Below are 23,382 nucleotides of genomic sequence, written 5' to 3' on the forward strand. Positions count from 1 at the left end.
CAGCGCTGCGAGGCGGCACGGCCCCGCGTCGGCCTTGGTGCGACGAGGCGGCACGGCCTCGCGCACGCTTCAGCACTGTGCGGCGGTCCGGCCTCGCACCTTCCTCAGCGCGGCGGTGGCGTTGCGGCGGCCTGCGCCAGCACCTGCGCGGCGATGCGGCCGATGCGCGCGTGGAACGATGGGGCGTCGTGGAAGGTGAGGCGCACGTCGCCCACCTTCAGCTCGTCTCCCGTGCTCAGGAGGCGTGGTTGTTCCGCCTCCAGCGCTTCACCGTTCACCGTCACCGGCCGGGACTGCGCCAGCCGCTCCACCTTCCAGCCGCCGTCCGGCGTGGGGTGCAGGGCGAACTGCTCGCGCGACACCGTGGCGTCATTCACCACGAAGGTGTTGTGCGACGCGCGCCCCAGCTTCAGGGGGCCGCGGTCCGCCACCCCCATCAGCTCGAAGCACAGCGCGTCGCCCGCGGGCAGGCAGTCGCGCAGGTCCATCATGGGCAGCCGCGTGGCCGCCACGTTCTGCTCCTCGGGGACGTTCCACGCGCCCGCCTCCCACACCAGCCACGCGTGCGGGTACTTGGCGTTGAACTTCTCCTGGAGTGCCATGTGCTGCCGGATGAGCAGCGAGAGCAACAGGGCTCGCATGGCCCAGTCATAACCCCATCCGCCGCTTCCGCGTCGCCCGGATGGCCTTCCAGGTGTCCACGAGTGGGCGAATGGGCCGGCCCGAAAGACTACAACCGGGCAACGACGGCCTTCGCCATCCGCTCCGCCGCGCCCGCGTCCATGGGCAGGAAGAGGCATGGCTCCGTCACCTCCACCTCCTGAAGCCGGGTGCGCCCTTCGTTGTCCGTGGCCACGTCCACGCGCGCGTACAACAGCCGCGCGCCCCCGGACGCCTCCATCACCTCGTGCGCCAGCCGCGCTTCCGCCGCGTTGTCCGGCGTGAAGCCGTGCGGCTCCGCGAAGCCCCGGGGCGCGGTGGTCAGCGTGGGCGGGCGGCGCACCGCGTGGCTGAAGACGCCGTTGAAGAAGATGTACGAGCGCTCCCCCTCCGTCTCGAAGGCGCGCAGGTAGGGCTGCACCATCACGTCGCCCTCCTTCGCCAGCTCCGCCACCTTCGCGCTCGCGTCGTCCCACCCCTCGCGCCGGACGATGAAGACCTTGAGCCCGCCCGCCGCCACCGCGGGCTTGAGCACCACCGCGTCCCAGCCGCGCTCGCGCGCCGTCGCCGCCACGTCCAGCGTCCCACCGGGCGGCACCCAGACGGTGGGCGTCAGGGGCAGGCCTTTCGCCTCCAGCGTCTTCAGGTAGCCCTTGTGCGTGTTCCACCGGAGCACGTCCGCCGGGTTGAACAGCCGCGTGACGCTGCCCACGCGGTCCGCCCAGGCGACGAACTCCTCGCGGCGCAGGTGGCTGTCCCAGGCGTTGCGCACCACCGCCGCGCGGACGCGGCTCCAGTCCACGGAAGGGTCGTCCCAGATGACCGGCCGCGCGTCCAGGCCCAGCGCCTGCAACGCGGGCACCAGCGGCGCGTCCAGCGGGTTCATCTGCGGCAGTCCGGCGTAGGTGATGACGGCGATGTCCAAGGGGGCGGGCTCCAGGCGACGGGAAACGCGCCGCGTTCTAACGCGCTCCCGGGTCCCGCGCAGCCTTGGCCCCGCACGTCACGCCATGCGCGCCAGGGGCTGCTTCCCCACGGCCGCCGTCTCCACGGTCTGCTGCGTCAGCTGCTCCGCCAGCGTCTTCGCCTCGCGCGCCATCCGCCCCAGCTCCGCCTGGCCGTGGGGGAAGGGCGCCGCGGGGCCCTCCAGCGCCAGGAGCTGCTGGCGCAGCGCGGCACCATTCGGCGTGCGCTTCGCCGGGTCCTTCTGGAGCAGCTGCATGACGATGAGGTCCAGCGCCAGCGGCACCGCGGGGTTGAGCTGCGAGGGCGGGACGACCTCCTGGTCCACCGCCGCGCGCAGCAGCACCTCTTCCGAATGCCCGCTCAGCGCGCGCCGGCCGGTGAGGGCCTCGTGCAGCGTGAGCCCCAGGGCGAAGAGGTCCGCGCGTCCGTCGATGTCCTGGCCCATGGCCTGCTCCGGCGCCATGTAGCCCAGCTTGCCGCGCACGCTGCCGGCCACCGTGAGGTTCGCGCGCACCGCGTCCCGCGCGATGCCGAAGTCCGACAGCTTCACCTCGCCAATGCGCGACACCAGGATGTTGGGCGGGTTCAGGTCGCGGTGGACCAGCCGCAGGGGCACGCCGTCCGCGCTGGTGCGCCGGTGCAGGTAGTCCAGCGCGCTCGCCAGCTCCGCGGCCAGGAACGTCGCGGCGGACAGGGGCAGCGGCCGGCGGTTCTGAGGCTTGAGCAGCGCGCTCAGGGGCAGCCCGTCCACGTACTCCATGGCCAGGAAGTAGGTGCCGCCGTGGCGGCCCAGGTCGAACACCTGGACGATGTTGGGATGGTAGAGCGACGAGCACAGCTCCGCCTCGCGCCGGAACATGGTCACAAAGGCCGCGTCGTCCGCGTACGACGGCAGGATGCGCTTCAGGGCCACCTGCTTCTCGAAGCCGCCCTCCGGCGAGTACGTGGCCCGGTACACCTCGGCCATGCCGCCCGCGCCCACGCGCTCGTGCAGCACGTACTTGCCCATGACCTCCTGCTCACGCAGCGCCGCCAGAGCGCTCCGCGTGCGCTCCAGGAAGTGCCGCGCCAGCGTCGCCGTCAGCGCGCCCGTGGCCACGAAGAAGAACGCGCGCACGCAGATGAACAGCGGCCCCAGCGTGACGAGCGGCTCCTCCGGCAGCAGCGGCCGCACGAAGCCGAAGTAGAGCGCCAGGTACTCCGCCGCCACCAGCGCGCCTGCGGCCAGCCCCAGGCGCGGGTTGCTGCGCAGGCCCGCCAGCGTCACCAGCGTGCCCCAGATGACCAGCGTGGGCGCGGTGAGCGCGTACACGGGGCCCTTGAAGTGCAGGTCGAACGCCAGCACCACCGCCGGGATGCTCACTTCGATGAAGACGTTCAGCCACGGGATGGCCGGGTGGAATGCGCCAGAACGCAACACCCACCACATGCAGCCGTAGTAGCCCGACAGGACCGTGGACAGCCCCATCAGCGCGAGCGTCAGATCCCAGCCCATCGCGGGCCCCAGCGCCGCGGCCACCACCACGCAGATGGCGGACAGGATGCTCATGAAGCGCGCCACTGACAGCTCGCGGGCCTGCGCGTCGCGGCGCAGGTGCGCGTCCAGGAAGCGCGACACGGTGCTCGATGGATTCCGGGTAATCATGTCCCCCCCACTCTAGAACGTGGCAGGACGCGTCATCCGCCTGCTCCCCCACACGTTGGGTGCGCTCCTACCACACCCGACAGCACACGGGAGGCCTTTGGAGCCCCACGAAGTGGACTTCAGGGGTCAGGTATCGCTGAAATGTTGCACCCCCGCCCCGGGCGGCATGCGAGGTGCGGGGGGCTTTCCTCGTCGCACCTGTTCCTTCTTCAGGCACTGCCTTCGGGCAGGAGGCTTCATGCGCAGCTCCCCCCGTCTATTGCTGGCCGCCCTGGGCGCGGTCCTTCTATTGGGCAGTGCCTGTAGTTCCGACCCAGAGGTCAATGCGGTCTGCGGTGACGGAAAGAAGGAAGGCGCCGAGCAGTGCGATGACGGCAACACCAAGGGTGGCGACGGGTGCGAAGCGAACTGCACCCTCCCGGGCGCGAAGTGTGGCGACGGCGTCAAGGCACCCACGGAGGCGTGTGACGACGGCAACACCACCGGGGGTGACGGGTGCGAGGCGGACTGTACCGTCACCACCACCCAGACGGTCCAGTGTTGGGCCACGCCTCCCGCGCCGCTCGCGAACGGCGCGACCTGTGAGGTGACGAAGGCGGGCACGGCGGGCAAGCTCTTCACGGGCATCGTGCTCAAGGACGGCCAGACGCTGATGGGCGGCCAGGTGCTGGTGGACGCCCAGGGCGTCATCACCTGCTCCGAGTGTGACTGCTCCAAGGCGGCCGGCGCCGCGGAGGCCACGGTGGTGTCGTGCCCCACGGGCGTCATCTCCCCGGGCCTCATCAACCCGCACGACCACATCACCTACCCGGGCGCGCCCCAGCCCAGCACCAGCGTGGAGCGCTACGAGCACCGCCACGACTGGCGCACGGGCAACAACAAGCACACCCGGCAGAACAACCCGTCCAACTCCAAGGCGGACGCGGTGCGCTGGCAGGAGCTGCGCCAGGTGATGGCGGGCACCACCTCCATCGCGGGCGCGGGCGGACAGGCGGGGTTGCTGCGCAACCTGGACGTGTCCGCCACCGCGCAGCAGGAGGGCCTGTCGGAGCCGTACGCGGACTCGGACACCTTCCCGCTGGGTGACAGCAGCGGCACCACGCTGACGGACTCCTGCTCGTACTCCTCGTTCCCGTCGTCCTCGACCATCACCGGGCGCACGTCCGCGTACCTGCCGCACATCGCGGAGGGCATCGCGTCCACGGCGCAGAACGAGTTCCGCTGCCTGTCCGAGGGCGCCGGCAACGTGCTGTTCCCGCGCTCGGCCGTCATCCACGGCGTGGGCCTCACCGCGGCGGAGATTTCGCAGATGGTGGCGCACGGCACGGGCCTGGTCTGGTCCCCGCGCTCCAACATCTCGCTGTACGGCGACACGGCGATGGTGACGACCTACAAGCGGATGGGCGCCTCCATCTCCCTGGGCACGGACTGGATCCGCTCCGGCTCCATGAACATCCTGCGTGAGCTGCGCTGCGCGGATCACCTCAACACCACGCGCTACGCCAAGACCTTCACGGACGAGGACCTGTGGCGCATGGTGACGTCCAACGCCGCGGACGTGGTGGACTTCTATGAGCGCGTGGGCCGCATCGCCCCGGGCAAGGTGGCGGACCTGGCCATCTTCCGCGTGGGCGCGAACGCGGCCTCGCCGTTCCGCGCGGTCATCACCGCGGAGCCGGCGGACGTGGTGCTGACGATGCGCGGCGGCAAGCCGCTGTACGGCGACCAGGCGCTGGTGGACGGCCTCAAGGGCACGGACGCCTGCGACGCGCTGGACGTGTGCGGCAGCGCGAAGGCCGCGTGCGTGAAGTCGGAGATTGGCAAGACGCTGGCGGAGTTCCAGGGCTCCACGGACACCAAGGGCCTGTACCCGCTGTTCGCGTGCGGCACCCCGGAGAACGAGCCCACCTGCGAGCCTTCGCGCAGCGCGGTGAACACCAGCTTCCCGGTGGCCGCCGTCAACGGCTCCACCGTCTACACGGGCGTGGCGAGCGCGGCGGACGCGGACGCGGACGGCATCGAGGACCCCGTCGACAACTGCCCCACCATCTTCAACCCCGTGCGCCCCATGGACAACGGGCGGCAACTGGACACGGACGGCGACGGCGTGGGTGACGCGTGCGACCCGTGCCCCCTGGAGGCGGGCACCACCGCGTGCCAGGCCTTCCGCGGCGAGGACGACGACCACGACGGCGTGGCCACCTGGAAGGACAACTGCCCCTTCGTGGCCAACGCGGACCAGAAGGACACGGACGGCGACGGCAAGGGCGACATGTGCGACGGCTGCCCGAATGACGCGGCCGCGTGCTCGGTCACGGACCCGTCCGACTTCGACTACGACGGCATCACCAGCGCCACCGACAACTGCCCGCTCGTGGCCAACCCGGACCAGAAGGACTCCGACAACGACGGCGTGGGTGACGCGTGTGACCCGTGCCCGGTGGCCAACCCCGCTGGCGCCGCGTGCGCCACCTCCGTCTACGACGTGAAGGTGACGCCGCGCTTCGGCAACCAGTCGCTGGTGGGCACCAAGGTGGCGGTGGACGACGTGGTCGTGACCGCGGTGGATGCGAAGGCGGCCAATGGCTACTGGGTGCAGGTGGCGAACTACCCGGCGGGCAAGGGCGCGGAGAACTCCGGCCTCTTCATCTACAGCCCCAAGGCCGACGTCGCGGTGGGCGACAACCTCCGCGTGGAGGGCACGCTGAAGGACTACTTCGGCCTGCTGGAGGTGATTGACGGCAAGGTGACGAAGCACAGCGCGGCCCACCCGCTGCCGGCCCCGGTGGTGGTGCGCACGGAGGACATCCGCACCAACGGCCCGAAGGCGAAGGCCCTGGAGGGCGCGCTGGTGGAGGTTCACAACGTCTTCAACACCCGCCTGGAGAACACCAACCGCGAGTTCATCGTGGACGAGAACAAGGCCGGCAACCCGGCGTCCTCGGGCCTGATGGTGGACGACCAGGCCTTCACCTATGCCCCGCAGGTGCTGGGCACGGAGTACACCACGCTGCGCGGCGTGCTCACGTTCACCTTCAGCGACCACAAGCTGCTGCCCCGGAGCGCGGCGGACATGGTCATCCCGCTGCCGCCCCTGCCGGCGCTGACGGGCTTCACGTCCGGTGGCTTCGCGCGCGTGGGCGGCGCCCAGGCGATTCCGCAGCCGCTCACCGTGACGATGGCGAATGCCTACCCGGTGGACGTCACCGTGACCATCACCTCCAGCGACGCGACGGCCCTGTCCGCGGCGGGCGGGCAGGTGGTGATTCCGGCCGGACAGACGAGCGCCACGGTGGCGCTGGAGGCGAAGGCACAGGCGGCCTCGGTGACCCTCACCGCGACGCTGGGCACGTCCTCGCAGTCGGCCGCGCTGCGCGTGCTGGGTGCGACCGAGGCGGCCAACGCCACGGGCCTCACCCCGGCGACGGTGGGCGTGGCGCCGGGCGGCACGGCGCGCTTCACCGTGACGTTCGACCGGCCGGTGCCGGCGGGCAGCACGCTGGACGTGACCGTGGCCCCCTCGGGCTTCGGCACCTTCACGGCGCAGGCCGTGACGGCGGACGCGCTGACGGCCACCTTCGACCTGCTCGTGGACGAGGCCAGCACCGGCTCCGGCACGGTGACGCTGGGCTCGCTGAACGCCACGGTGAACGTCATCACGGACGTGCCGCGGCTCTCTTCGCTCACCCCGTCCACCGCCACGGTGAACGCGGGCGCGGCCCAGGTGTTCACGGTGACGCTGGAGTCCGCTCCGACGGAAGCCGTGCAGGTGCTGCTGGCGCTGACCTCGCCGGCCACGCCCTTCGGCGCGCTGTCCGCCACGTCGGTGACGGTGGGCGCGGGCGAGATGACGGCGACGGTGACGTTCACCGCCGCCGCGGAAGGTGAGGGGACGGGCGCGGTGTCCGCCTCGCTCAACGGCATCACGCGGTCGGCGGAGCTGACCGTGCTGCCTCCTCCCGCGAAGCTCGCCAGCGTCACGCCGGGCACGGCGACGGTGACGGTGGGCACCACGCAGACGTTCACCGTCACGCTGGACCGCAAGGCCCCCGCGGGCGGCGCGGCCGTGGACGTGGCGTTCACGCCCTCGGAGCTGGGCTCGCTGTCCGCCTCGACGGTGACGGTGCCGGAAGGCCAGACGACCGCCACGGTCGTCTTCACCGCCACGGAGACCACGGGTGACGGCCAGCTCACCGCGTCCTACCAGGGCGTGACGAAGCAGGCGGCCGTGACGGTGGCCGCGGTGCAGGGCCACGTCGTCATCAGTGAGATCGCCGGCCAGGGTGTCTCCGTGAACGCGGACGACTACATCGAGCTGTACAACCCGACGGACGCCGACGTGAACATCACCGGCTGGAAGCTGCTCTACCGCACGGCGAGCACCACCAGCACCACGACGAACTTCACGGTGCTGACCACGCTGCCCGCCGCGACCATCAAGGCCCACGGCTACTACCTGGTCGCCGCCACCAGCTACTCCACGACGACCGTCCCCGCGGACCACACGTGGGGCAACACGGACATCTCCGGCTCCACGGGCAACGTCCGCCTGGGCACGGCGGAGGTGACGCTGGACCCCACGTCCCTCACGGGCGTGGTGGACACCGTGGGCTTCGGCACCGGCCGCACGGTCGTGGAAGGCGCCGCGGCCCCCGCGCCCGCGGGCAAGGGCGGCAGCATCGAGCGCAAGGCCCGGGCGTCGTCCACCGCCGCCACCATGGGCGCGGGCGGCGAGGATGAGCTCGCGGGCAACGGCCAGGACTCGGACAACAACGCGGCGGACTTCGTGCCTCGCGTGGCGCGCGATCCGCAGAACGCGTCGAGCCCCATCGAGACGCCGTAGTCACTGCCTCCCGCCCCGCTCCCCTCGCACGGGGAGCGGGGATGGGCGCTCCCTGAAATGAAGAACGCCCGGTCCCCTCACCTGGGGGACCGGGCGTCTGTTCTTCCGGGCCGCCCGGCCCGGTGGGGTCAGCGCATCAGCCCAGGGGGCCGCGCACGTGGAGGCCGCCGGAGAGGATCTGATCCAACGACGCCATCAGCGGGTCGTAGTTCACCATGCCGCGGTACAGGTTGTGGTGGAGCAGGATGCCCAGGTAGCCGCCCATCATCGTGTGGGCCATGTGCATCGGGTCCACCTCCTGACGGAACTCGTTGCGCTTCTGGCCGAAGCGGATCATCCCCGCCAGCACCGCCACGTAGAGGGAGATCTTCTCGCGCAGCGCCTCCGCCACGCGGTCGTTGGACTCGGCGGACTCGGCGGACAGCATCCCGAAGAAGATGCCGTATTCGCGGTGGTAGCGCAGGAACTGGGACGTGCGGGACACCACGAACACCAGCTGCTCCCGGCCGGACAGGATGCGGCGCTCGGCGAGCAGCGGCGCGAACTCCATCAGGTAGCGCTGGTGCAATTCCTCGATGGCCGCCAGGAGCAGGTCTTCCTTGGTGGGGAAGTGCCAGTAGAGCGCGCCCGGAGTCATCCGGATGGCTTTCGCCAGGTCCGACATCGTCGTCGACAGGTAGCCCCGCCGAGCGAACAACGTGATGGCGGCCTCCAGGATTTCGACCCGCGTTCGCGCGGCCCGCTCCTGTTTGATTTCGCGCTTCGCAGGTTCCTTGCTCATTTCCGGGTAAATCTACACCTCACGCCAGGAGCGTCACCTTAACGATTTCAGACGGAGCGGCGACGCGCAGGGGCGGGCCCCAGAAGCCGGTGCCACGGCTGACATAGAGGTGTTTGTCGCCCTCCTGGAAGAGACCGGCGTCGTGTTTCCAAATTGCTGAGACGGCGAGGGTGAACGGGAAGAACTGGCCGCCGTGGGTGTGTCCGGACAGTTGCAAGCCCATGCCCGCCTTCGCGGCCACATCCCAATTGGATGGTTGGTGCGCGAGCAGCACCGCGGCGCGGTCTGGATTTCGTCCCTGGAGGGCGGCGTCCAGGTTGTAACCCTTGGGGCCGTTACGCATGGACCAGTCGTCCACGCCCACCAGGTCGAACGCGCCGCCCGCGTCTCCAATCGTCACGTGACGGTTTCGCAGCACGGTGACGCCCAGTCCGGTGAGCGCGTCCGCCCAGGTGCTGGCGTTCCAGTAGTACTCGTGGTTGCCGGTGATGAAGTGCGTGCCCGCGCGCGCCTGGAGGTTCTGGAGCGCGGCGACGGAGTGGCGCAGGTCGGCCACGGTGCCGTCCACCAGGTCGCCGGTGATGGCGACCAGGTCCGGCTTGAGCGCGTTGGCCCGCCGCACCAGCTCGTCCATGAAGCGCCGCTGGATGATGGGGCCCACGTGGATGTCGCTCATGTGGACGATGGTGAAGCCATCCAGGGCCTTGGGCAGGCCGGGCAGCCGCACCGCGACCTCGTTGACCACGGGCGGATGGAAGGCGCTCCACATGCCGTAGCCGGTGAGGCCGCCCGCCGCGAGCACCGCGCCGCCCGCGGTGGCCCGCGAGAGGAACAGCCGGCGCGCTTCGTCCACGGGGGGCACGGCGGGAGGAGGAGCCGGCACGGTGACGGCCAGGTCCGCCAGGGACGGCGGCGCGGCGGGGTCCGGCGCGGGCGTGGCGAGCGGCGCGGCGACGCCCCGGTGGCCGCGCGTGCGCGCCACGAGCCATCTCACCGCGCCCAGGAGCGCCAGGGAGAGCAGCAGGTAGACGGCGACGCCCATCCACGTCCACGCGAACACGGCGACGATGAACGCGGAGGGGATGATGCGCGTCACCACCCAGGACAGGAGCAGCGGCACGCACAGGGCCGTCAGCAGCACCTTGCCAGCGGTGCGCCAGGAGCGGCGCGTGGACGTGTCACGGAAGAGGCGCCGGTACAGGTAGATGTGGACGTAGACCGACGCGACGCTGACGAGGAGGACGAACAGGATGATGCGCAACGGGCTTTCCACCATGGGAGGCCCATCTTTACGTCCACGCGCCACGGCGCAACCGGCATGCGCGTGAAGAAGCGTGAAGCCTCAAGGGCGCTTCCGAGCCTGGGAGCCCCCTTGCCCGGCGCCTGGCTACTTCCGGCTGGTGCCCAGCGCGGCGCCGATCTGCTGCCACTCCTGGGCGTAGGTGCCGCGGGAGAAGGCGCGCAGGTCTTCGCCGGTCACCGTGCCCCGGGAGAGCGCCGTGTCGAGCGCCTTCACGATGGCGTTCTTGTGCGGCTGCTCCACGTACGGGTTGTCCTCGCGGAAGACCTCGCCGAAGAGCGTCTCCAGGCGGCCGTCCTGCTTCAGCCGCTCCACGATGCGGTTCTGCGACACGGGCGCGTCCGCGTGCGCGTGCAGCATGGCGGAGGCGATGCCGCTCTGAGCGTCCGCGTCCGGGAACTCCGCCAGGAGCCCCAGCTCCATGTCCGCCTGGGCGATGGACTCCGCGTCCGCCGGAGAGGGCGGGGCCTTCACGGCGGGCGCCTGCGCGGGCGTGGGGCGGGAGGAAGCAGGGGCGGGGCGCGCGGGCTCGAAGTCGCTGCGGCCCTGGAAGGAGCGCACGTTGGCGTTGGCGGGCGTCCGGCCCTGGGCGGCCCCCGGCTTGCTGTCGCGCGTGACGTCGCTCCGCTCGGACCGCTCGAGCTCCGAGCGCTTCGGGGGGAGGGACGGGCGATTGCCACCATCGACGCGAGACATGAGGGGACTCCAAGCGCGGGGGAAGGCCCTTCGCGAGACTCGCTCCGGGTTGCGCACCTACATCTGTTATCGGTCCGTCCTTCCCCCGGGTTGCGTAGCTCCCCAGTCCACAGGCCCCGCACGGCTGCCCGCCTGCCGCGTCAGAGCCCCCTCCCAATCCTGGATCATCCGGCCTTGGCCGCCTTCCTTCCGGGCCAACCCCTTGATTCCAGGGGGCTTTCATCCAAGACGGAAATCCGGCGTCTCGCCGCGATGCGTCACTCGGGGGTCGAGAAGATTTCTTCGAGCCCGGCCGGGAGGCTGGTCTGCCACGCGGGGTAATTATGGCCTCCGCTGTAGGGCCGGTACGTGGCGCGGTGCCCGGCCGCCTGGAGGATGGGCAGGAGACGCTGGTTGCCGTCCTGGAGTCCCTCGAAGCGGCCGCAGTCCATCCAGACGTGAAGGGGCGGTTGGCCGGTGCGCCGGGCCAGGTCGAAGACGACCATGTCTGTGCCTTCGATGGCGAAGGCGCCGGACTGGGACAGGACGCGGCCGAAGACGTGCGGCAGGCGCTGGGCCGCGTAGAGCGCCATCAGGCCGCCCAGCGACGAGCCCAGCACGGCGTGCGCGCCCGGCGTGCGCTGTTCATCCACCAGCGACAGGTGCTCGCGGGCCAGGGGCAGCACGCGCTGGTGCAGGAAGGCCACGGTGGCCTCGCTGCACGCGTACTCGGCGGTGCGGGCCGGGCCGCCGTTGGACACGAAGGCCATGGCCACCGGGCGCATGCGGTCCGCGGCGATGAGGTTGTCCACCATCACGGGCAGTTGGACGCGCTGGAGGTAGTCGTCGCCGTCCAGCACCACCATGAGCGGCACGGGGCCCTTCACGGGCGGCGCGTAGAGGGCCACTGCTCGCTTCGCGCCCACGGCCCACTCGTGCGTCGCCACCTGGTGGCGCGTCACGCGGCCCTTGGGCACGTTCCGGATGCGCTTGCCCAGCGGTGTCGCTTCGCCCTTGGGCATCCAGAAGCAGTGGTTGAAGTCGCCGAAGCCATTGTCGGAGCGGCGCGGGTTGAAGGCGTCGCGCGCGCGGCGGCCCTTCGCGTCCAGGAGCGCGTATTCGACGTAGGCGTCCTCGGGCAGCGCCAGCGAGCGCGCCCACAGCCCCTTGCCCACGCGCTCCAGCGGAAGGGGCGTGCCTCGCCAGTCCTGGAAGTCTCCCTGGAGGAAGACCTGCCGGGGGCCCTTCCACACGAAGGTGGCGGTGTCTCCGTCGATGAGCGGCGTGCCCTCCTTGCGCGCGCGGGCCTCCAGCGTCCGGGTGTCATCCATGCGTGGCGCTCACTGAATGGGGGGACAGCAGGTCTCGCAGCGCTCCGGTCAGGTCGGGGTAGCGGAACTGGAAGCCCGCCTCCAGCGCGCGCCGGGGCATCACCCGCTGGCCCTCCAGCGCCACGCGCGCCATCTCCCCGAAGCGCGCCTTGAGGACGATGCCCGGCACCGACAGCGCCGCGGGCCGCTCCAGCACCGCGCCCAGCGTGTGCGCGAAGGTCGCGTTGGTGACGGGCTCCGGCGACGTGGCGTTCACCGGGCCGGACAGCGTGGGGTGCTCCAGCGCGAAGCGCATCAGTTGGAAGAGGTCGTCTCTGTGCACCCAACTGACGTACTGCTGGCCGTTGCCCACCTTCGCGCCCGCGCCCATGCGGAACACCGGCAGCATCCGGTGCAGCACGCCGCCCGCCGGGTGCAGCACCACGCCGATGCGCAGGCGCACCGTGCGGATGCCCGCCTCTTCCGCGCGCAGGGCCTCCGCCTCCCAGCCCTGGCACACGTGGGCGAGGAAGTCGTCGCCGGGCGCGTCCTCCTCCGTCAGCGTCTGCCCCGCCCGGGCGCCGCCGTAGAAGCCCACCGCCGACGCGCAGACGAAGTGCCGCACGCTGCCCGCCTGCTTCATGGCCTCCACCAGCACGCGCGTGCCCTCCACGCGGCTCTGGTGGATGCGGTGCTTCGCCTCATGTGTCCAACGTTGGTCCACCGGCTCCCCGGCCAGGTGCACCACGCCCTCCGCCCCCGCCAGCGCGTCCGGCGACAGCGGGGTGCTCCCATCGAAGTAGGAGCCCGTCACACCGGGGGGCAGCCGGCCGAGCGCGTGTTCCACGTTCCGGCTGAGCACGTGCACCGTGTGGCCGGCCTCCAACAAACCTTGGACAAGGCCTGGACCGAGGAAGCCGGTGGCGCCCGTGCAGGTCACCCTCAAGGGTGGACCTCCTTTTCCCGCTCGGCGGTCAGGTCCTGGCCCACCAGCTGGCTCAGGGCCGTGAAGAAGCGGGCCTGCTCCTCCGGCTTCATGCGGCCGGAGTGGCGGTAGACAGGCGTGCCCTCCGCGTCCAGCAGCATCACCGTGGACGTCTTGGTGGGCAGCTTCAGGGGCTCCTGGCCCAGGGTGCCCTTCAGGTCCACCAGGATGGGCACGCCGGCCTTCTTCTCCTCGTCACGCACGTACGACAGGGCGATCTCCCGCGCGGGAAAGAAGTCGTATTTCTCCAGATTGGCCACGGCGACGACGAACGCACTTTGGAGAAGTCCGCGCTCGCGTCCCCGGGTGAACAGCTCCGCCTTCAGAGGGGCGTTGAGTGTCGTGGAGTCCTTGTCCTCGTAGAAGAGGATGACGGGTTTCCCACGCCAGCGCGCCAGTTGGACCCGCTCTCCACTGGAGGTGCTTAACGTCGCATCCACGGGCTCCGGATCCGGGGCGGCGCCGCTCGCGCCTCCCGCCGCCAGGGCCACCGTCAACGCGCCTGCGATCCACGCCTTCATTGGGAGTCTCCGTGTACAAGGTTTTTGCAAACCTTAGACATAGCCTTGACAATCTCTGGACGCAAACGCTACCTCTAGGTGAGAAGGCTGCCGCCGTGCTCCCGACTTCGGAGATCCGCTGTATGGCCACCGTGCTTTCCAACGTGCAGCAGACCTCCGCCGGAGCAGCACACCCTGAACACGCCTGGTTGCAGCTCGTGCAGGCACAGGTGGAGGCAGCGCTCGCCCAGTTGTTCGAGCTGCCAGACGAGCAGACCCTGGACGCACGTTGGACGCACGCGGCGGCGCAGGCGCGGGCCTATGCGCTGCGGCCGGCGAAGCGGCTGGAGGCCGGCGCTGGTGCTGGCGGGGCACGGGCTGGCGCATGGGAGCACCGCGGTGCCGCCGGGGCTGTGGCGCTTCGCCGCGGGGCTGGAGCTGCTGCACACGTTCCTGCTCATCCACGACGACGTGGCGGATCAGGCGGAGCTGCGGCGGGGCGGACCGGTGCTGCACCGGATGCTCGCCCCGGGCCGTCCGGGCGAGGACCTGGCGGTGGTGATGGGAGACCACCTCTTCGCGCGCTCCCTGGAGGCGATGCTGGAGTCGGGGCTGCCAGGAGCGTCCAGCGTGGCGCGCTACTACCTGGGCGTGTGCCGTCACACGGCCGCCGGGCAGTACCTGGACCTGGACCTGGCGCGCGTGCCGCTGGCGGAGATGTCGCTCTTCCAGACGCTGCGCGTGGCGCACCTCAAGACGGCGCGCTACGGCTTCTGCGCCCCGCTGGTGTGCGGCGCGATGCTGGGCGGCGCGGACGCGGGGCTCCTGGAGGGGCTGGAGCGTGTGGGGCGCTCGGTGGGGCTCGCGTATCAGCTGCGCGATGATCTCATCGGCCTGTTCGGCGACGCGGCCGTGGCGGGCAAGGCGTCCGACGGAGACTTCATGCAGGCCAAGCGCACCTTCCCGGTGGTGGCCGCGTACGTGCGCGCCACGCCCTCGGGCCGCGAGGAACTGGAGCGGCTGTGGGCGCTGCCGGTGGAGTGCAAGGACGACGCGGCGCTCGCCCGTGCGCGGGAGCTGGTGGAACACTTCGGCGGCCGTGCGGCGTGTGAGCGCGCGGTGGAGCGCGCGTCGCGTTCCGCGCGGCGGAGCCTGGCGTCGTTGCCCAACCCCCATGGCCTGAGGGACCTGCTGGATGCCCTCATCACCCGGCTGTCGCGTCGCGCTTCCTGAGGACACCGTCATGAGCGCACAGGGCAAACGGGTGGTGGTGGTGGGCGCGGGCGTGGGCGGACTGGCCGCGGCGGCGAGGCTCGCGCGGCAGGGCTTCGACGTCCAGGTCTTCGAGAAGACGCACGGCCCGGGAGGCCGGTGCAACCAGCTCCAGGTGGATGGGTTCACCTGGGACGTGGGCCCCACCATCGTGCTGATGCCGGAGGTGTTCGAGGAGACCTTCCGCGCGCTCGGCCGCCGCATCGAGGACTACCTCACGCTGGTGCGGTGCGACCCGAACTACCGGGTGCACTTCCGCGACGGCTCGGACATCACCTTCACGTCCGAGCTGTGCACCATGGGTCGCGAGCTGGAGCGCGTGGAGCCGGGCTGCTTCCAGCGCTACCTGGCCTTCATGGCGCAGGGCCGCGAGCAGTACCGCATCAGCCTGGACCACTTCGTGGGCCGCAACTTCAACGGCGTGAGCGACTACCTCTCCCCCGGGGTGCTCGCGAAGATCTTCAAGGCCCGCGCGCACCGCCGCATGTACGCGGACGTCAGCCGCTACTTCCAGGACGACCGGCTGCGCGCGGCGATGACGTTCCAGACCATGTACCTGGGCGTGTCTCCCTTCGAGTCGCCCGCGGTGTATGGCCTGTTGCCCTTCACGGAGCTGGGCGTGGGCATCTGGTTCCCGAAGGGCGGCCTGTATGCCATCCCGCTCGCGCTGGAGCGGCTGGCGCGCGAGGAGGGCGTGACGCTGCACTACGGCCAGGCGGTGGAGCGCATCCTCACCGAGGGCGGACGCACCACGGGCGTGCGGCTCGCGGGCGGCGAGGTGGTGTCCGCGGATGCCGTCCTGTGCAACGCGGACCTGCCGTACGCGTACGAGAAGCTGTTGGATCCGAAGGACGCGCCATTCAAGCGCGGGGAGAAGCTCCGCTTCACCTCCAGCGGCTACATGCTCTACCTGGGCATGAAGAAGAAGGTGCCGGGCCTCCTGCATCACAACGTGATGTTCGGCCGGGACTACGCGGGTTCTTTCGAAGACATCTTCCAGCGGCTCCGCGTGCCGGAGGACCCCAGCTTCTACATCAACGTGCCCACGCGCACGGACCCATCGCTGGCACCGGAGGGGAAAGATTCGCTCTACGTGCTGGTGCCCGTGCCGCATCAGAACCCGGGGATCGACTGGAAGGTGGAGGGCCCGAAGGTGCGCGCGAAGGTGTTCCAGCGCATGGCGGAGCTGGGCTACCCCGACCTGGAATCGGACATCGAGGTGGAGCGCGTCTTCACCCCGGATGACTGGGCGGGCACGTACAACCTGGCGCGCGGCAGCGCGTTCGGGCTGGCGCAGAACTTCTTCCAGATTGGCCCCTTCCGTCCGGCCAACGTGGATCCCCGCGTGAAGAACCTCTTCTTCGTGGGCGCCTCCACGCAGCCGGGCACGGGCCTGCCCACGGTGCTCATCTCCGCGCGGCTCGTCACGGAGCGGCTGATGGAGTGGGCCCGGAAGCAGGGCGTGGCGCTGTCTCCTCGCGCGGGCGTCGCGGCGGTGGAGGTGGCGGCATGAGCGCGACCGCCTCTCCAGCGCTCATCGCGCAAGGCTACCGGCGCGCGCGGGTCGTCACCCGCCATCACGCCAAGAGCTTCTTCTTCGCGTCGTATCTCCTCTTCGGACAGCGGCGGAAGGCGGCCTTCGCGCTGTATGCCTTCTGCCGGCGGCTGGATGACCTGGTGGACGCGGGCGAGAGCGCGCTGCCGGGCGAGGCGCCCATGGCCCTGGCGACGCGGCTGGCCCGGGCTCGCGAGCGCGTGGCGGAGGTGTACCTGCCGCTGCCGGAGTTGGCCTCGAAGGAGCTGGGGCCGCCGTCCGCGCGTCAGCCCTCCGCGGACGCGCCGTCGCCGTGGGACCCGAGCGAATTCGCGGCGCTGCGCCACACCATCCACCACTACCGGATCCCCGAGCAGCCCTTCCAGGACCTCATCTCCGGCATGGAGATGGACCTGACGAAGGTGCGCTACGACACGTGGGAGGAGCTGGACCTGTACTGCTACCGCGTCGCGGGCGTGGTCGGGTTGATGCTGACGCCGGTGCTGGGCTGCGAGGACGCTCGCGCGGTGGAGCCGGCGGCGGACCTGGGCCGTGCGATGCAGCTCACCAACATCCTGCGCGACGTGCGCGAGGACCTGGAGCGTGGCCGGGTGTACCTGCCCGCCGAGGAACTGCGCGCCTTCGGCATCACCGAGGACGACCTGCGCGCGGGCCGGGTGGACGCGAAGTGGCGCGACTTCATGCGCTTTCAAATCCAGCGCGCGCGGGCGTACTACGCGCGGGCGGCGGCGGGCGTGCGCTACCTCACCGGCTTCGGCAGCCAGCGCATGGTGCGGCTGATGGGCGCCATCTACGGCGACATCCTGCGCGACATCGAGGCGCGGGATTACGACGTGTTCAGCGGCCGGGCCCACACGACGACGGGGCGCAAGCTGGAGCTGACGGCGACCGTGTTCTTGAGGCCCCGGGCCGCGCTGCCGGAAGCGCCCCTGGCCCTGCCGTCCGCGCCGGTGCCGCTGTTGCCCACGGGCACGGGAGGCTCGCGATGAAGGCGTCGCGCGTGGCGGTGATTGGCGGCGGCATTGGTGGGCTGACGGCCGCGGGCCTCCTGGCGAAGGAGGGCCACTCGGTGACGCTGTTCGAGGGCGGCCCGTCCCTGGGTGGCAAGGCGCAGGCGGTGACGGTGGAGGGGCTCACGCTGGACACGGGCCCCACGCTGCTCACGTTGCCGGCGCTGGTGCGCGGCACCTTCGAGCAGCTGGGCGCGGTGGATCTGCTGCCGCCGTTCACGGAGCTGGAGCCGCAGTGCACCTACCACTTCACGGACGGGTGCGGCTTCACGGCGTACAAGGACCTGGAGCGCATGGCGGACAGCGCCGCGGAGCTGCGCCCCATTGAGCGCAAGGGCGTGCACTCCTTCTACGCGGAGGCCGCGGCCATCTGGCGCGCGGCGGGTGAGCCCTACCTGGAAGCCCCCTTCGAGGGCATGGCCGGCTTCATGGCGCGCGTGGCCCGCAGGGGCATCAGCGCGATGCTGGCGGGGATGAAGCTGGACACGCTGCACGCGCTGGCGGCGAAGCACTTCCAGACGCACCACCTGCGGCAGTACGTGGGTCGCTTCGCCACCTACGCGGGCGGGTCGCCGTATGCGTCCAGCGCGGCGTTCGCGCTCATCCCGCACATCGAGCATGCGTATGGCGTGCACCACGTGCGCGGCGGCATCGGCGCGCTGGTGGAGGCGCTGGGGCAGGCGGTGCGGCGGCTGGGCGTGACGGTGCACCTGGACACACGCGCCCGCTTCGAGCGCATCACCGAGGGCTACCGCGTGGAGCCGGTCGCGGAGGTGTTCGACAGCGTGGTGGTGAACGCGGATCCGCTGGCGTCGCTGCGCCGGGAGTCGGAGCCGCTGTCGCTGTCCGGCTTCGTGCTGCTGCTGGAGGTGGAGGGGCGCACGGCGGTGCCGCACCACGCGGTGATGTTCGGCGGGGACTACCGGAAGGAGTTCGATGAGCTCTTCGCGGGCCAGCTCGCCACGGACCCCACGGTGTATGTCTGCAACCCGTCCGCCACGGATTCGAGCATGGCGCCCCTGGGCCGCACGGGGCTGTTCGTGATGGTGAACGCGCCGGCCATGCCGCTGGAGGAGGGCAGGGCGGAGCAGGCCCGGCGCGATTGGGAGTCCAGCGCGGCGCGCGTGCGCGAGCAGATGTTCGAGAAGCTCGTGAAGCACTACCCGGCGTTGAAGGGGCGCGTGCGCGTGGTGGGGCAGCGCTCGCCGGTGGACCTGGCGGCGCGCGGGGCTCCGGGGGGTTCCATCTACGGCTTCCTGCCGCATGGCCGCTTCGGTCCGTTCCGCAGGCCGCGCATCCGGGGCGGCACGCCGGGGCTGTTCTTCGCGGGCGGTGGCACGCATCCGGGCGGCGGGGTTCCGCTGGTGATGCTGTCGGGCCGGTTCGCGGCCCAGATGGCATCCGCGCACCTGCGGGAGGTCGCATGAAGTCCGTCCTCGCGCAGAACCTCCTGTCCGGCGCGGCGGAGTCGTGCGCGCTGCCCGCGCTGCCGGACATGGCGGGGGCGTACCGCTGGTTCTACGCGGACGTGACCGCCGGGCCGTACAGCGCGGTGTGCATCTTCATGCTGGGGTCGTTGTTCTCCCCGCGTTACTCCGTCGCGGCGCGGCGGGGCGGACATCCGCTGGCGTACAGCGCGGTGAACTTCGCGCTCTACCACCAGGGTGTGCGCAAGTTGTGGGTGCTGAGCGAGTACCCGTGCGTGGACCTGCAGGGGCCGGGACGGCTGCGCATCGGCCGCTCCACGTTGACGCACGCGGTGGATGGCACGGTGCGCATGGACGTGGATGACGGGACGGCGCCGTGGGGCCGTCCGGTGCGCGCCAGCCTGACGTTGCGGCCGCTGACGGGGCGGGGCACGGAGGTGCAGCTCATGCCGGGCCTGCCGCATTACTGGCAGCCCCTGGCGCCCCGGGCGGAGGCCCGGCTGGAGGTGTCCACGCTGGGCGTGACGGCGGAGGGCCTGGGCTACCACGACACGAACCACGGCCAGGAGCTGCTGGGCGCGCGGCTGTCCGGCTGGCACTGGGCGCGCACGCACCACGCGAACCACACGGTGGTGGACTACCACCTGCCGGACGGCGTGGCCCCGGTGCGCATGGTGGCGGGGGCGAACGGCGTGGTGTGCGAGCGCGGCCCGAACCCCGAGGCGCGTCCCACGAACCTGACGGGCTGGGGGCTGCGCGTCCCCGCGCATCTGCACACGGGCAACGAGGTGGTGGGCGCGCCGCGCCTGCTGGAGTCGTCGCCCTTCTACGCGCGGCTGGAGTCGAGGCGCGACACGCTGGACACGATGGGAGAGGTGGCGGACTTCCGCCGCTTCCATTCCCCGTTCATCCGCTGGATGGCGCACTTCCGTACGCGCATGGGGAGGACGGCATGAGTGCGCTCCCGCTGGCGGCCATGGGATGGCATGAGCGCGCGCGGCCTCTGAGTCGCGCCATGAACGCGCGTGCGCAGGCGCTGCACTCACGCGAGCGCAAGGGGCGGACGCCATGAACGCGCTCGGTTTCTTCACGCTCGGGTGGACGGTGATGGCCGGTGGCTTCAGCGCGGTGGCGCTGGCGCGGCTGTATCGCCGTGCCTCCGTGACGGCCGGGGGCGCGCTGCCTTCCGTGCTGCTCCTGCGCCCCGTGGACGCGCCCACGCCGCTGGAGCTGGAGAACCTGGCGCAACGCATCGACTACGCGGGGCCGCTGGAGCAGGTGGTGCTGTCTCCGTACCGGCCGCGCCTGGCCGAGGGCGTGCGCTGGCTTCCGAGCGACCCCGTGTGCCCCAACCGCAAGGTGGGCCACCTGCTCTACGCGCTGGAGACGCTGAATGTTCGCGGGCGGGTGGTGCTCGCGGTGGACGCGGACGTCGCGGTGACGGGCGCGCTGGTGGAGGGGCTCGCCGCTCCGCTGGTGGCCGGCGCCGCCTTGAGCACCGCCGCTCCCACGCCGGTGGGCGCGGTGGACGCGGCGGGCCGCGCGATGGCGGGGCTGCTTCGCTACACGCATCACAGCTTCCGCGCGCTGCACGCGATGAGCGCGGGCGCTCAGGCTGTGTGCGGCAAGGCGCTCGGGCTGTCACCGCGCGCGGCGGAGGAGCTGGCCGGACTGTCGGACCACATTGGCGAGGACCTGGAGCTGGCGAAGCGGCTTCACGCGCAGGGGTTGGACGTGGCGCTGAGCCTCGCGCCCGCCTGGGTGCCTGTCGCCAACGGGACGTCCTGGCGCGTGCCGCTGGACCGCTTCACGCGCTGGATGCAGGTGCTCGCGAGCCACCGGCCGGGTCTGTATCCCACCGTGCCGCTGCTCTTCACGCCCACCGTGCCGCTGCTGCTGCTGGCCGCGTGGCTCCATGAGCCTGCCGTGTGGCTCGCGGTGGCGGTGCTCGTCGCCGTGCGCACGTTGCTGTCGCTGCGCCTCGCCGCGCTGAGCCGCGTGCCCTCGGAAGTGGACCAGGGGCACGCGCTGACGGACTGGATTCAGGGTGAGTTGCTGCTGCTCGCGGCCTTCGCGGCCTCGCTGACGCGGCAGGGAAGGGTGACCTGGCGCGGCCATACCTACGCGCTGGAAGCTGGGGGACGCATGGTGCGGGTGGCGTCGCAGTGGAGTGGAGGCCCGGGATGACCTACGCGCGCTTCCTGGGGCTCTTCGTCGTCCTGCCCATCCTGTTCCTGCTCGTGCGCTACCGCCGCACGCTGTCATGGCGCGGGCTGGCGCCCATGGGCCTGCTGCTCATCATCGTCTACGCGGCCACGTCGCCGTGGGACAACATGGCCGTGAAGTGGGGCCTGTGGGGCTTCGACCCGGAGCGCATCTGGGGCGTGAAGCTGGGCTACCTGCCGCTGGAGGAGTACCTCTTCTTCGGACTCCAGACGCTGCTCGTGGGCCTGTGGGCGCGCGACCGGCTGGAGCGCGTGCTGGCGAAGAAGCCACAGCCCGTGCCTCCAGCGCGGAAGTCCGTCCGCGCGGAGCGGGCCCTGGAGCCTTCCGAGGTGTCGCCATGATGGAGACGCGCTGGGCGTACCTCATCCACCTGCTGGCCTGGACGCTGCCGGTGATTGCCATTCAACTGGCGGCGCTCGTGATGCACTACAAGGCCCGCTCGGGGGAGGTGCTGCGCGCGGTACTGCCCCCTGCGTTCATCATCGGCGTGTACCTGTCCATCGCGGACCACCTGGCCATCTCCACCGGCATCTGGAACTTCGGAGAGGGACGCCACGTGGGCGTGTACATCGGCGCCGTGCCGCTGGAGGAGGTCCTCTTCTTCATCATCACGAGCGTGCTGGTGTCGCTGGGGCTCGCGCTGTTCACGGCGCTCGTGCGGCTCCGGGAGGCTCGGGCGTCTTGATTCGCGCGGCCAAGGGTGGGCCCTTCGGGTGGGCGGTGGACCGGTACATCGGGTGGAAGGTCCGCTCGACGTTCCGGGGCCTGTGGGTGCGCGGAGCGCTGCCCGCCGACGGCGTGGGCCGGCTCGTCTACCTGAACCACTCCAACTGGTGGGACGGCTTCGTGCTGCACCAGCTCTGCCAGGTGGCGGGCTGGGACGGCTACTGCCTCATGGACGAGGAGAACCTCCGCCGCTACCCCTTCCACACGAAGATGGGCGCCTTCAGCATCCGCAAGCAGGACGCGATGTCGTCCCTGTCCTCGCTGCGCTACGCGAAGGAGCTCTTGCGCAAGCCGAGCGCCGCCGTGTGTGTCTTTCCGGAAGGGGAGCACCGGCCCTTCGGCGTCCACCCGCTGAAGCTGGAGCGAGGCGTGGAGCTGCTCGCCCGCGCGGCGAAGGCGGAGTGCGTGCCCATCGCCATCCGCTACGCCTTCTTCGAGCACGAGCGGCCGGACGTGTTGCTGGAGGTGGGCGAGGTCCACGAAGCCGGGCCGCTCGCGCGCTTCCAGAGCGGGCTGGAGGCGGTGGTGCGGCGCGTGTCCGAGGCCACGAGCCTGGAGGGCTTCACCCAGAAGATGTCGGGGGCGAAAGGCGTGGCGGAGCGCTGGGACCGCGCGAGAGGCCTGGGGCCATGAGCCTGCGCATCCGCACCATCGCCCGGCTCACGGGCATCCGCGAGGCCACCCTGCGCGCCTGGGAGCGCCGCCATGGCTTCCCGCGTCCGGAGCGCAGCGAGAACAACTACCGCGTCTATTCACGCGACGAGGTGGAGGCCGTCCGCCGGGTGGCGAAGCTGATGGAGGAGGGCCTCTCGGTGAGCGAGGCCATCGCCCAGGTGCGCGACGAACCCCGGACGGCCGTCCCGCCGGAGGCGCGGCACCTGGAGCGCTTCTGGGCGGCGGTGATGGTGCTGGACTCGGAAGGCGCGGACGCGGCGCTGTCCGCGGCCCAGGTGGACCTGGACGCGACCACGTATTGCGACACGGTCCTCATCCCGCTGCTGCGCGAGATGGCCTCGCGCCTGGACGTGGCGCGCGAGCACATGGCGTCCGCGCTGGTGCGGCACCGGCTGCGCATGTTGCTGGCGGGGATGGAGCGCGTGGGCGACGGGCCCCGGGCGCTCCTGGCGTGTCCGGCGAGGGACCACCACGAGGGGGGGCTGCTCGCGCTGGGCGTGCACCTGAAGGCGCGGGGCTGGCGGGTGACGCTGCTGGGGGCGGACACACCCTCGGAGGCGTTGCAGGGGGCGTGCATGCAGGTGCGCCCGGACCTGGTGGCGCTGTCGTTCATCCGCCGCCGGGATGCGGACGACTTCATCGCGGTGTTGTCCGATGCGATGCACGCGTGCGCGCCCGCTCCAGTGGTGGTAGGCGGGCCCGGGGCGAGGGAGCACCTGAAGACGCTGTTCACCCTGGGCGCGCAGTACGCGGAGTCCGCGGAGGAGCTCATCGCTGTCTGGCAGCAGGCGCGAAACGCGCAGAACCGACCGTGAAGCACGCACAC

The 23,382-nt window shown here is 71.1% G+C and carries 19 protein-coding genes and 1 pseudogene; 11 read left to right on the plus strand and 9 right to left on the minus strand.

What is annotated here, in order from left to right; translation table 11 throughout:
• Positions 1-104 precede the first annotated feature (104 nt).
• The 3 genes from ACX114_RS03920 to ACX114_RS03930 form a co-directional block, all read right to left on the minus strand.
• Positions 105-641, minus strand: a complete 537-nt coding sequence (locus ACX114_RS03920; protein WP_459294849.1) for an FHA domain-containing protein — start codon at positions 639-641, stop codon at positions 105-107.
• 89 nt (positions 642-730) lie between these two features.
• Positions 731-1,585, minus strand: coding sequence for an ATP-grasp domain-containing protein (locus tag ACX114_RS03925; protein WP_459294851.1), 855 nt, complete (start codon positions 1,583-1,585; stop codon positions 731-733).
• Positions 1,586-1,663: 78 nt separating this feature from the next.
• On the minus strand, positions 1,664-3,271 hold the full coding sequence (locus ACX114_RS03930; protein ID WP_459294853.1) for a serine/threonine-protein kinase: 1,608 nt from the start codon (positions 3,269-3,271) through the stop codon (positions 1,664-1,666).
• 238 nt (positions 3,272-3,509) lie between these two features.
• Here ACX114_RS03930 and ACX114_RS03935 point away from each other — a divergent pair, with 238 nt between their 5' ends.
• Positions 3,510-8,114 carry an amidohydrolase family protein gene (locus tag ACX114_RS03935; RefSeq protein WP_459294855.1) on the plus strand — a complete coding sequence of 1,535 codons (4,605 nt, stop codon included), beginning with the start codon at positions 3,510-3,512 and terminating at the stop codon, positions 8,112-8,114.
• Between the two features lie 136 nt (positions 8,115-8,250).
• On the opposite strand, the gene ACX114_RS03940 is transcribed toward ACX114_RS03935, so the two are convergent.
• From ACX114_RS03940 to ACX114_RS03965, 6 genes are all read right to left on the minus strand, one after another.
• Positions 8,251-8,895 carry a TetR/AcrR family transcriptional regulator gene (locus ACX114_RS03940; protein WP_459294857.1) on the minus strand — a complete coding sequence of 215 codons (645 nt, stop codon included), beginning with the start codon at positions 8,893-8,895 and terminating at the stop codon, positions 8,251-8,253.
• Positions 8,896-8,914: 19 nt separating this feature from the next.
• Positions 8,915-10,171 (minus strand): metallophosphoesterase, encoded by a 1,257-nt coding sequence (locus ACX114_RS03945; RefSeq protein WP_459294859.1) that lies wholly within the window; start codon positions 10,169-10,171, stop codon positions 8,915-8,917.
• 111 nt (positions 10,172-10,282) lie between these two features.
• Complete coding sequence (locus ACX114_RS03950; RefSeq protein ID WP_459294861.1) at positions 10,283-10,891, minus strand: hypothetical protein; 609 nt, start codon at positions 10,889-10,891, stop codon at positions 10,283-10,285.
• 257 nt (positions 10,892-11,148) lie between these two features.
• Complete coding sequence (locus ACX114_RS03955) at positions 11,149-12,201, minus strand: alpha/beta hydrolase-fold protein (protein WP_459294863.1); 1,053 nt, start codon at positions 12,199-12,201, stop codon at positions 11,149-11,151.
• The gene (locus tag ACX114_RS03960) at positions 12,194-13,126 is read right to left on the minus strand and encodes a TIGR01777 family oxidoreductase (protein ID WP_459294865.1); all 933 of its coding nucleotides are present in this window, start codon (positions 13,124-13,126) and stop codon (positions 12,194-12,196) included. The genes ACX114_RS03955 and ACX114_RS03960 overlap by 8 nt, the downstream gene beginning before the upstream one ends.
• Positions 13,123-13,686: a TlpA family protein disulfide reductase gene (locus ACX114_RS03965; RefSeq protein ID WP_459294867.1), complete on the minus strand. Its 564-nt coding sequence runs from the start codon at positions 13,684-13,686 to the stop codon at positions 13,123-13,125. Before ACX114_RS03965 ends, ACX114_RS03960 begins: the two co-directional genes overlap by 4 nt.
• 122 nt (positions 13,687-13,808) lie before the next feature.
• Here ACX114_RS03965 and ACX114_RS03970 point away from each other — a divergent pair.
• The 10 genes and pseudogenes from ACX114_RS03970 (at position 13,809) to ACX114_RS04015 (ending at position 23,371) form a co-directional block, all read left to right on the plus strand.
• Positions 13,809-14,898: pseudogene (locus ACX114_RS03970) on the plus strand (polyprenyl synthetase family protein).
• Between the two features lie 10 nt (positions 14,899-14,908).
• Positions 14,909-16,450 (plus strand): phytoene desaturase family protein, encoded by a 1,542-nt coding sequence (locus tag ACX114_RS03975; protein ID WP_459294869.1) that lies wholly within the window; start codon positions 14,909-14,911, stop codon positions 16,448-16,450.
• Entirely contained in the window at positions 16,447-17,481 is a 1,035-nt protein-coding gene (locus ACX114_RS03980) for a phytoene/squalene synthase family protein (protein WP_459294871.1), read from the plus strand. Before ACX114_RS03975 ends, ACX114_RS03980 begins: the two co-directional genes overlap by 4 nt.
• Positions 17,478-18,929: a phytoene desaturase family protein gene (locus ACX114_RS03985; protein WP_459294873.1), complete on the plus strand. Its 1,452-nt coding sequence runs from the start codon at positions 17,478-17,480 to the stop codon at positions 18,927-18,929. Before ACX114_RS03980 ends, ACX114_RS03985 begins: the two co-directional genes overlap by 4 nt.
• A complete protein-coding gene (locus ACX114_RS03990; protein ID WP_459294875.1) occupies positions 18,926-19,885 on the plus strand; it encodes a carotenoid 1,2-hydratase in 960 nt (319 codons plus the stop codon). Before ACX114_RS03985 ends, ACX114_RS03990 begins: the two co-directional genes overlap by 4 nt.
• Before the next feature lie 112 nt (positions 19,886-19,997).
• Positions 19,998-21,116: a glycosyltransferase gene (locus tag ACX114_RS03995; RefSeq protein WP_459294877.1), complete on the plus strand. Its 1,119-nt coding sequence runs from the start codon at positions 19,998-20,000 to the stop codon at positions 21,114-21,116.
• The gene (locus ACX114_RS04000) at positions 21,113-21,496 is read left to right on the plus strand and encodes a lycopene cyclase domain-containing protein (protein WP_459294879.1); all 384 of its coding nucleotides are present in this window, start codon (positions 21,113-21,115) and stop codon (positions 21,494-21,496) included. The genes ACX114_RS03995 and ACX114_RS04000 overlap by 4 nt, the downstream gene beginning before the upstream one ends.
• Complete coding sequence (locus ACX114_RS04005; RefSeq protein ID WP_459294881.1) at positions 21,493-21,840, plus strand: lycopene cyclase domain-containing protein; 348 nt, start codon at positions 21,493-21,495, stop codon at positions 21,838-21,840. The genes ACX114_RS04000 and ACX114_RS04005 overlap by 4 nt, the downstream gene beginning before the upstream one ends.
• A complete protein-coding gene (locus ACX114_RS04010) occupies positions 21,837-22,514 on the plus strand; it encodes a lysophospholipid acyltransferase family protein (RefSeq protein ID WP_459294883.1) in 678 nt (225 codons plus the stop codon). The genes ACX114_RS04005 and ACX114_RS04010 overlap by 4 nt, the downstream gene beginning before the upstream one ends.
• Positions 22,511-23,371, plus strand: coding sequence for a MerR family transcriptional regulator (locus ACX114_RS04015; RefSeq protein WP_459294885.1), 861 nt, complete (start codon positions 22,511-22,513; stop codon positions 23,369-23,371). The genes ACX114_RS04010 and ACX114_RS04015 overlap by 4 nt, the downstream gene beginning before the upstream one ends.
• The last annotated feature ends 11 nt before the right edge of the window (positions 23,372-23,382 follow it).

This window comes from Corallococcus sp. M7, assembly GCF_054512695.1.

Coding starts and splice junctions, on each gene's coding strand:
- ACX114_RS03920 (WP_459294849.1), bottom strand. CDS start 641: ATGCGAGCCCTGTTGCTCTCGCTGCTCATCCGGCAGCACATGGCACTC.
- ACX114_RS03930 (WP_459294853.1), bottom strand. CDS start 3,271: ATGATTACCCGGAATCCATCGAGCACCGTGTCGCGCTTCCTGGACGCG.
- ACX114_RS03935 (WP_459294855.1), top strand. CDS start 3,510: ATGCGCAGCTCCCCCCGTCTATTGCTGGCCGCCCTGGGCGCGGTCCTT.
- ACX114_RS03940 (WP_459294857.1), bottom strand. CDS start 8,895: ATGAGCAAGGAACCTGCGAAGCGCGAAATCAAACAGGAGCGGGCCGCG.
- ACX114_RS03945 (WP_459294859.1), bottom strand. CDS start 10,171: ATGGTGGAAAGCCCGTTGCGCATCATCCTGTTCGTCCTCCTCGTCAGC.
- ACX114_RS03950 (WP_459294861.1), bottom strand. CDS start 10,891: ATGTCTCGCGTCGATGGTGGCAATCGCCCGTCCCTCCCCCCGAAGCGC.
- ACX114_RS03955 (WP_459294863.1), bottom strand. CDS start 12,201: ATGGATGACACCCGGACGCTGGAGGCCCGCGCGCGCAAGGAGGGCACG.
- ACX114_RS03965 (WP_459294867.1), bottom strand. CDS start 13,686: ATGAAGGCGTGGATCGCAGGCGCGTTGACGGTGGCCCTGGCGGCGGGA.
- ACX114_RS03975 (WP_459294869.1), top strand. CDS start 14,909: ATGAGCGCACAGGGCAAACGGGTGGTGGTGGTGGGCGCGGGCGTGGGC.
- ACX114_RS03980 (WP_459294871.1), top strand. CDS start 16,447: ATGAGCGCGACCGCCTCTCCAGCGCTCATCGCGCAAGGCTACCGGCGC.
- ACX114_RS03985 (WP_459294873.1), top strand. CDS start 17,478: ATGAAGGCGTCGCGCGTGGCGGTGATTGGCGGCGGCATTGGTGGGCTG.
- ACX114_RS03990 (WP_459294875.1), top strand. CDS start 18,926: ATGAAGTCCGTCCTCGCGCAGAACCTCCTGTCCGGCGCGGCGGAGTCG.
- ACX114_RS03995 (WP_459294877.1), top strand. CDS start 19,998: ATGAACGCGCTCGGTTTCTTCACGCTCGGGTGGACGGTGATGGCCGGT.
- ACX114_RS04000 (WP_459294879.1), top strand. CDS start 21,113: ATGACCTACGCGCGCTTCCTGGGGCTCTTCGTCGTCCTGCCCATCCTG.
- ACX114_RS04005 (WP_459294881.1), top strand. CDS start 21,493: ATGATGGAGACGCGCTGGGCGTACCTCATCCACCTGCTGGCCTGGACG.
- ACX114_RS04015 (WP_459294885.1), top strand. CDS start 22,511: ATGAGCCTGCGCATCCGCACCATCGCCCGGCTCACGGGCATCCGCGAG.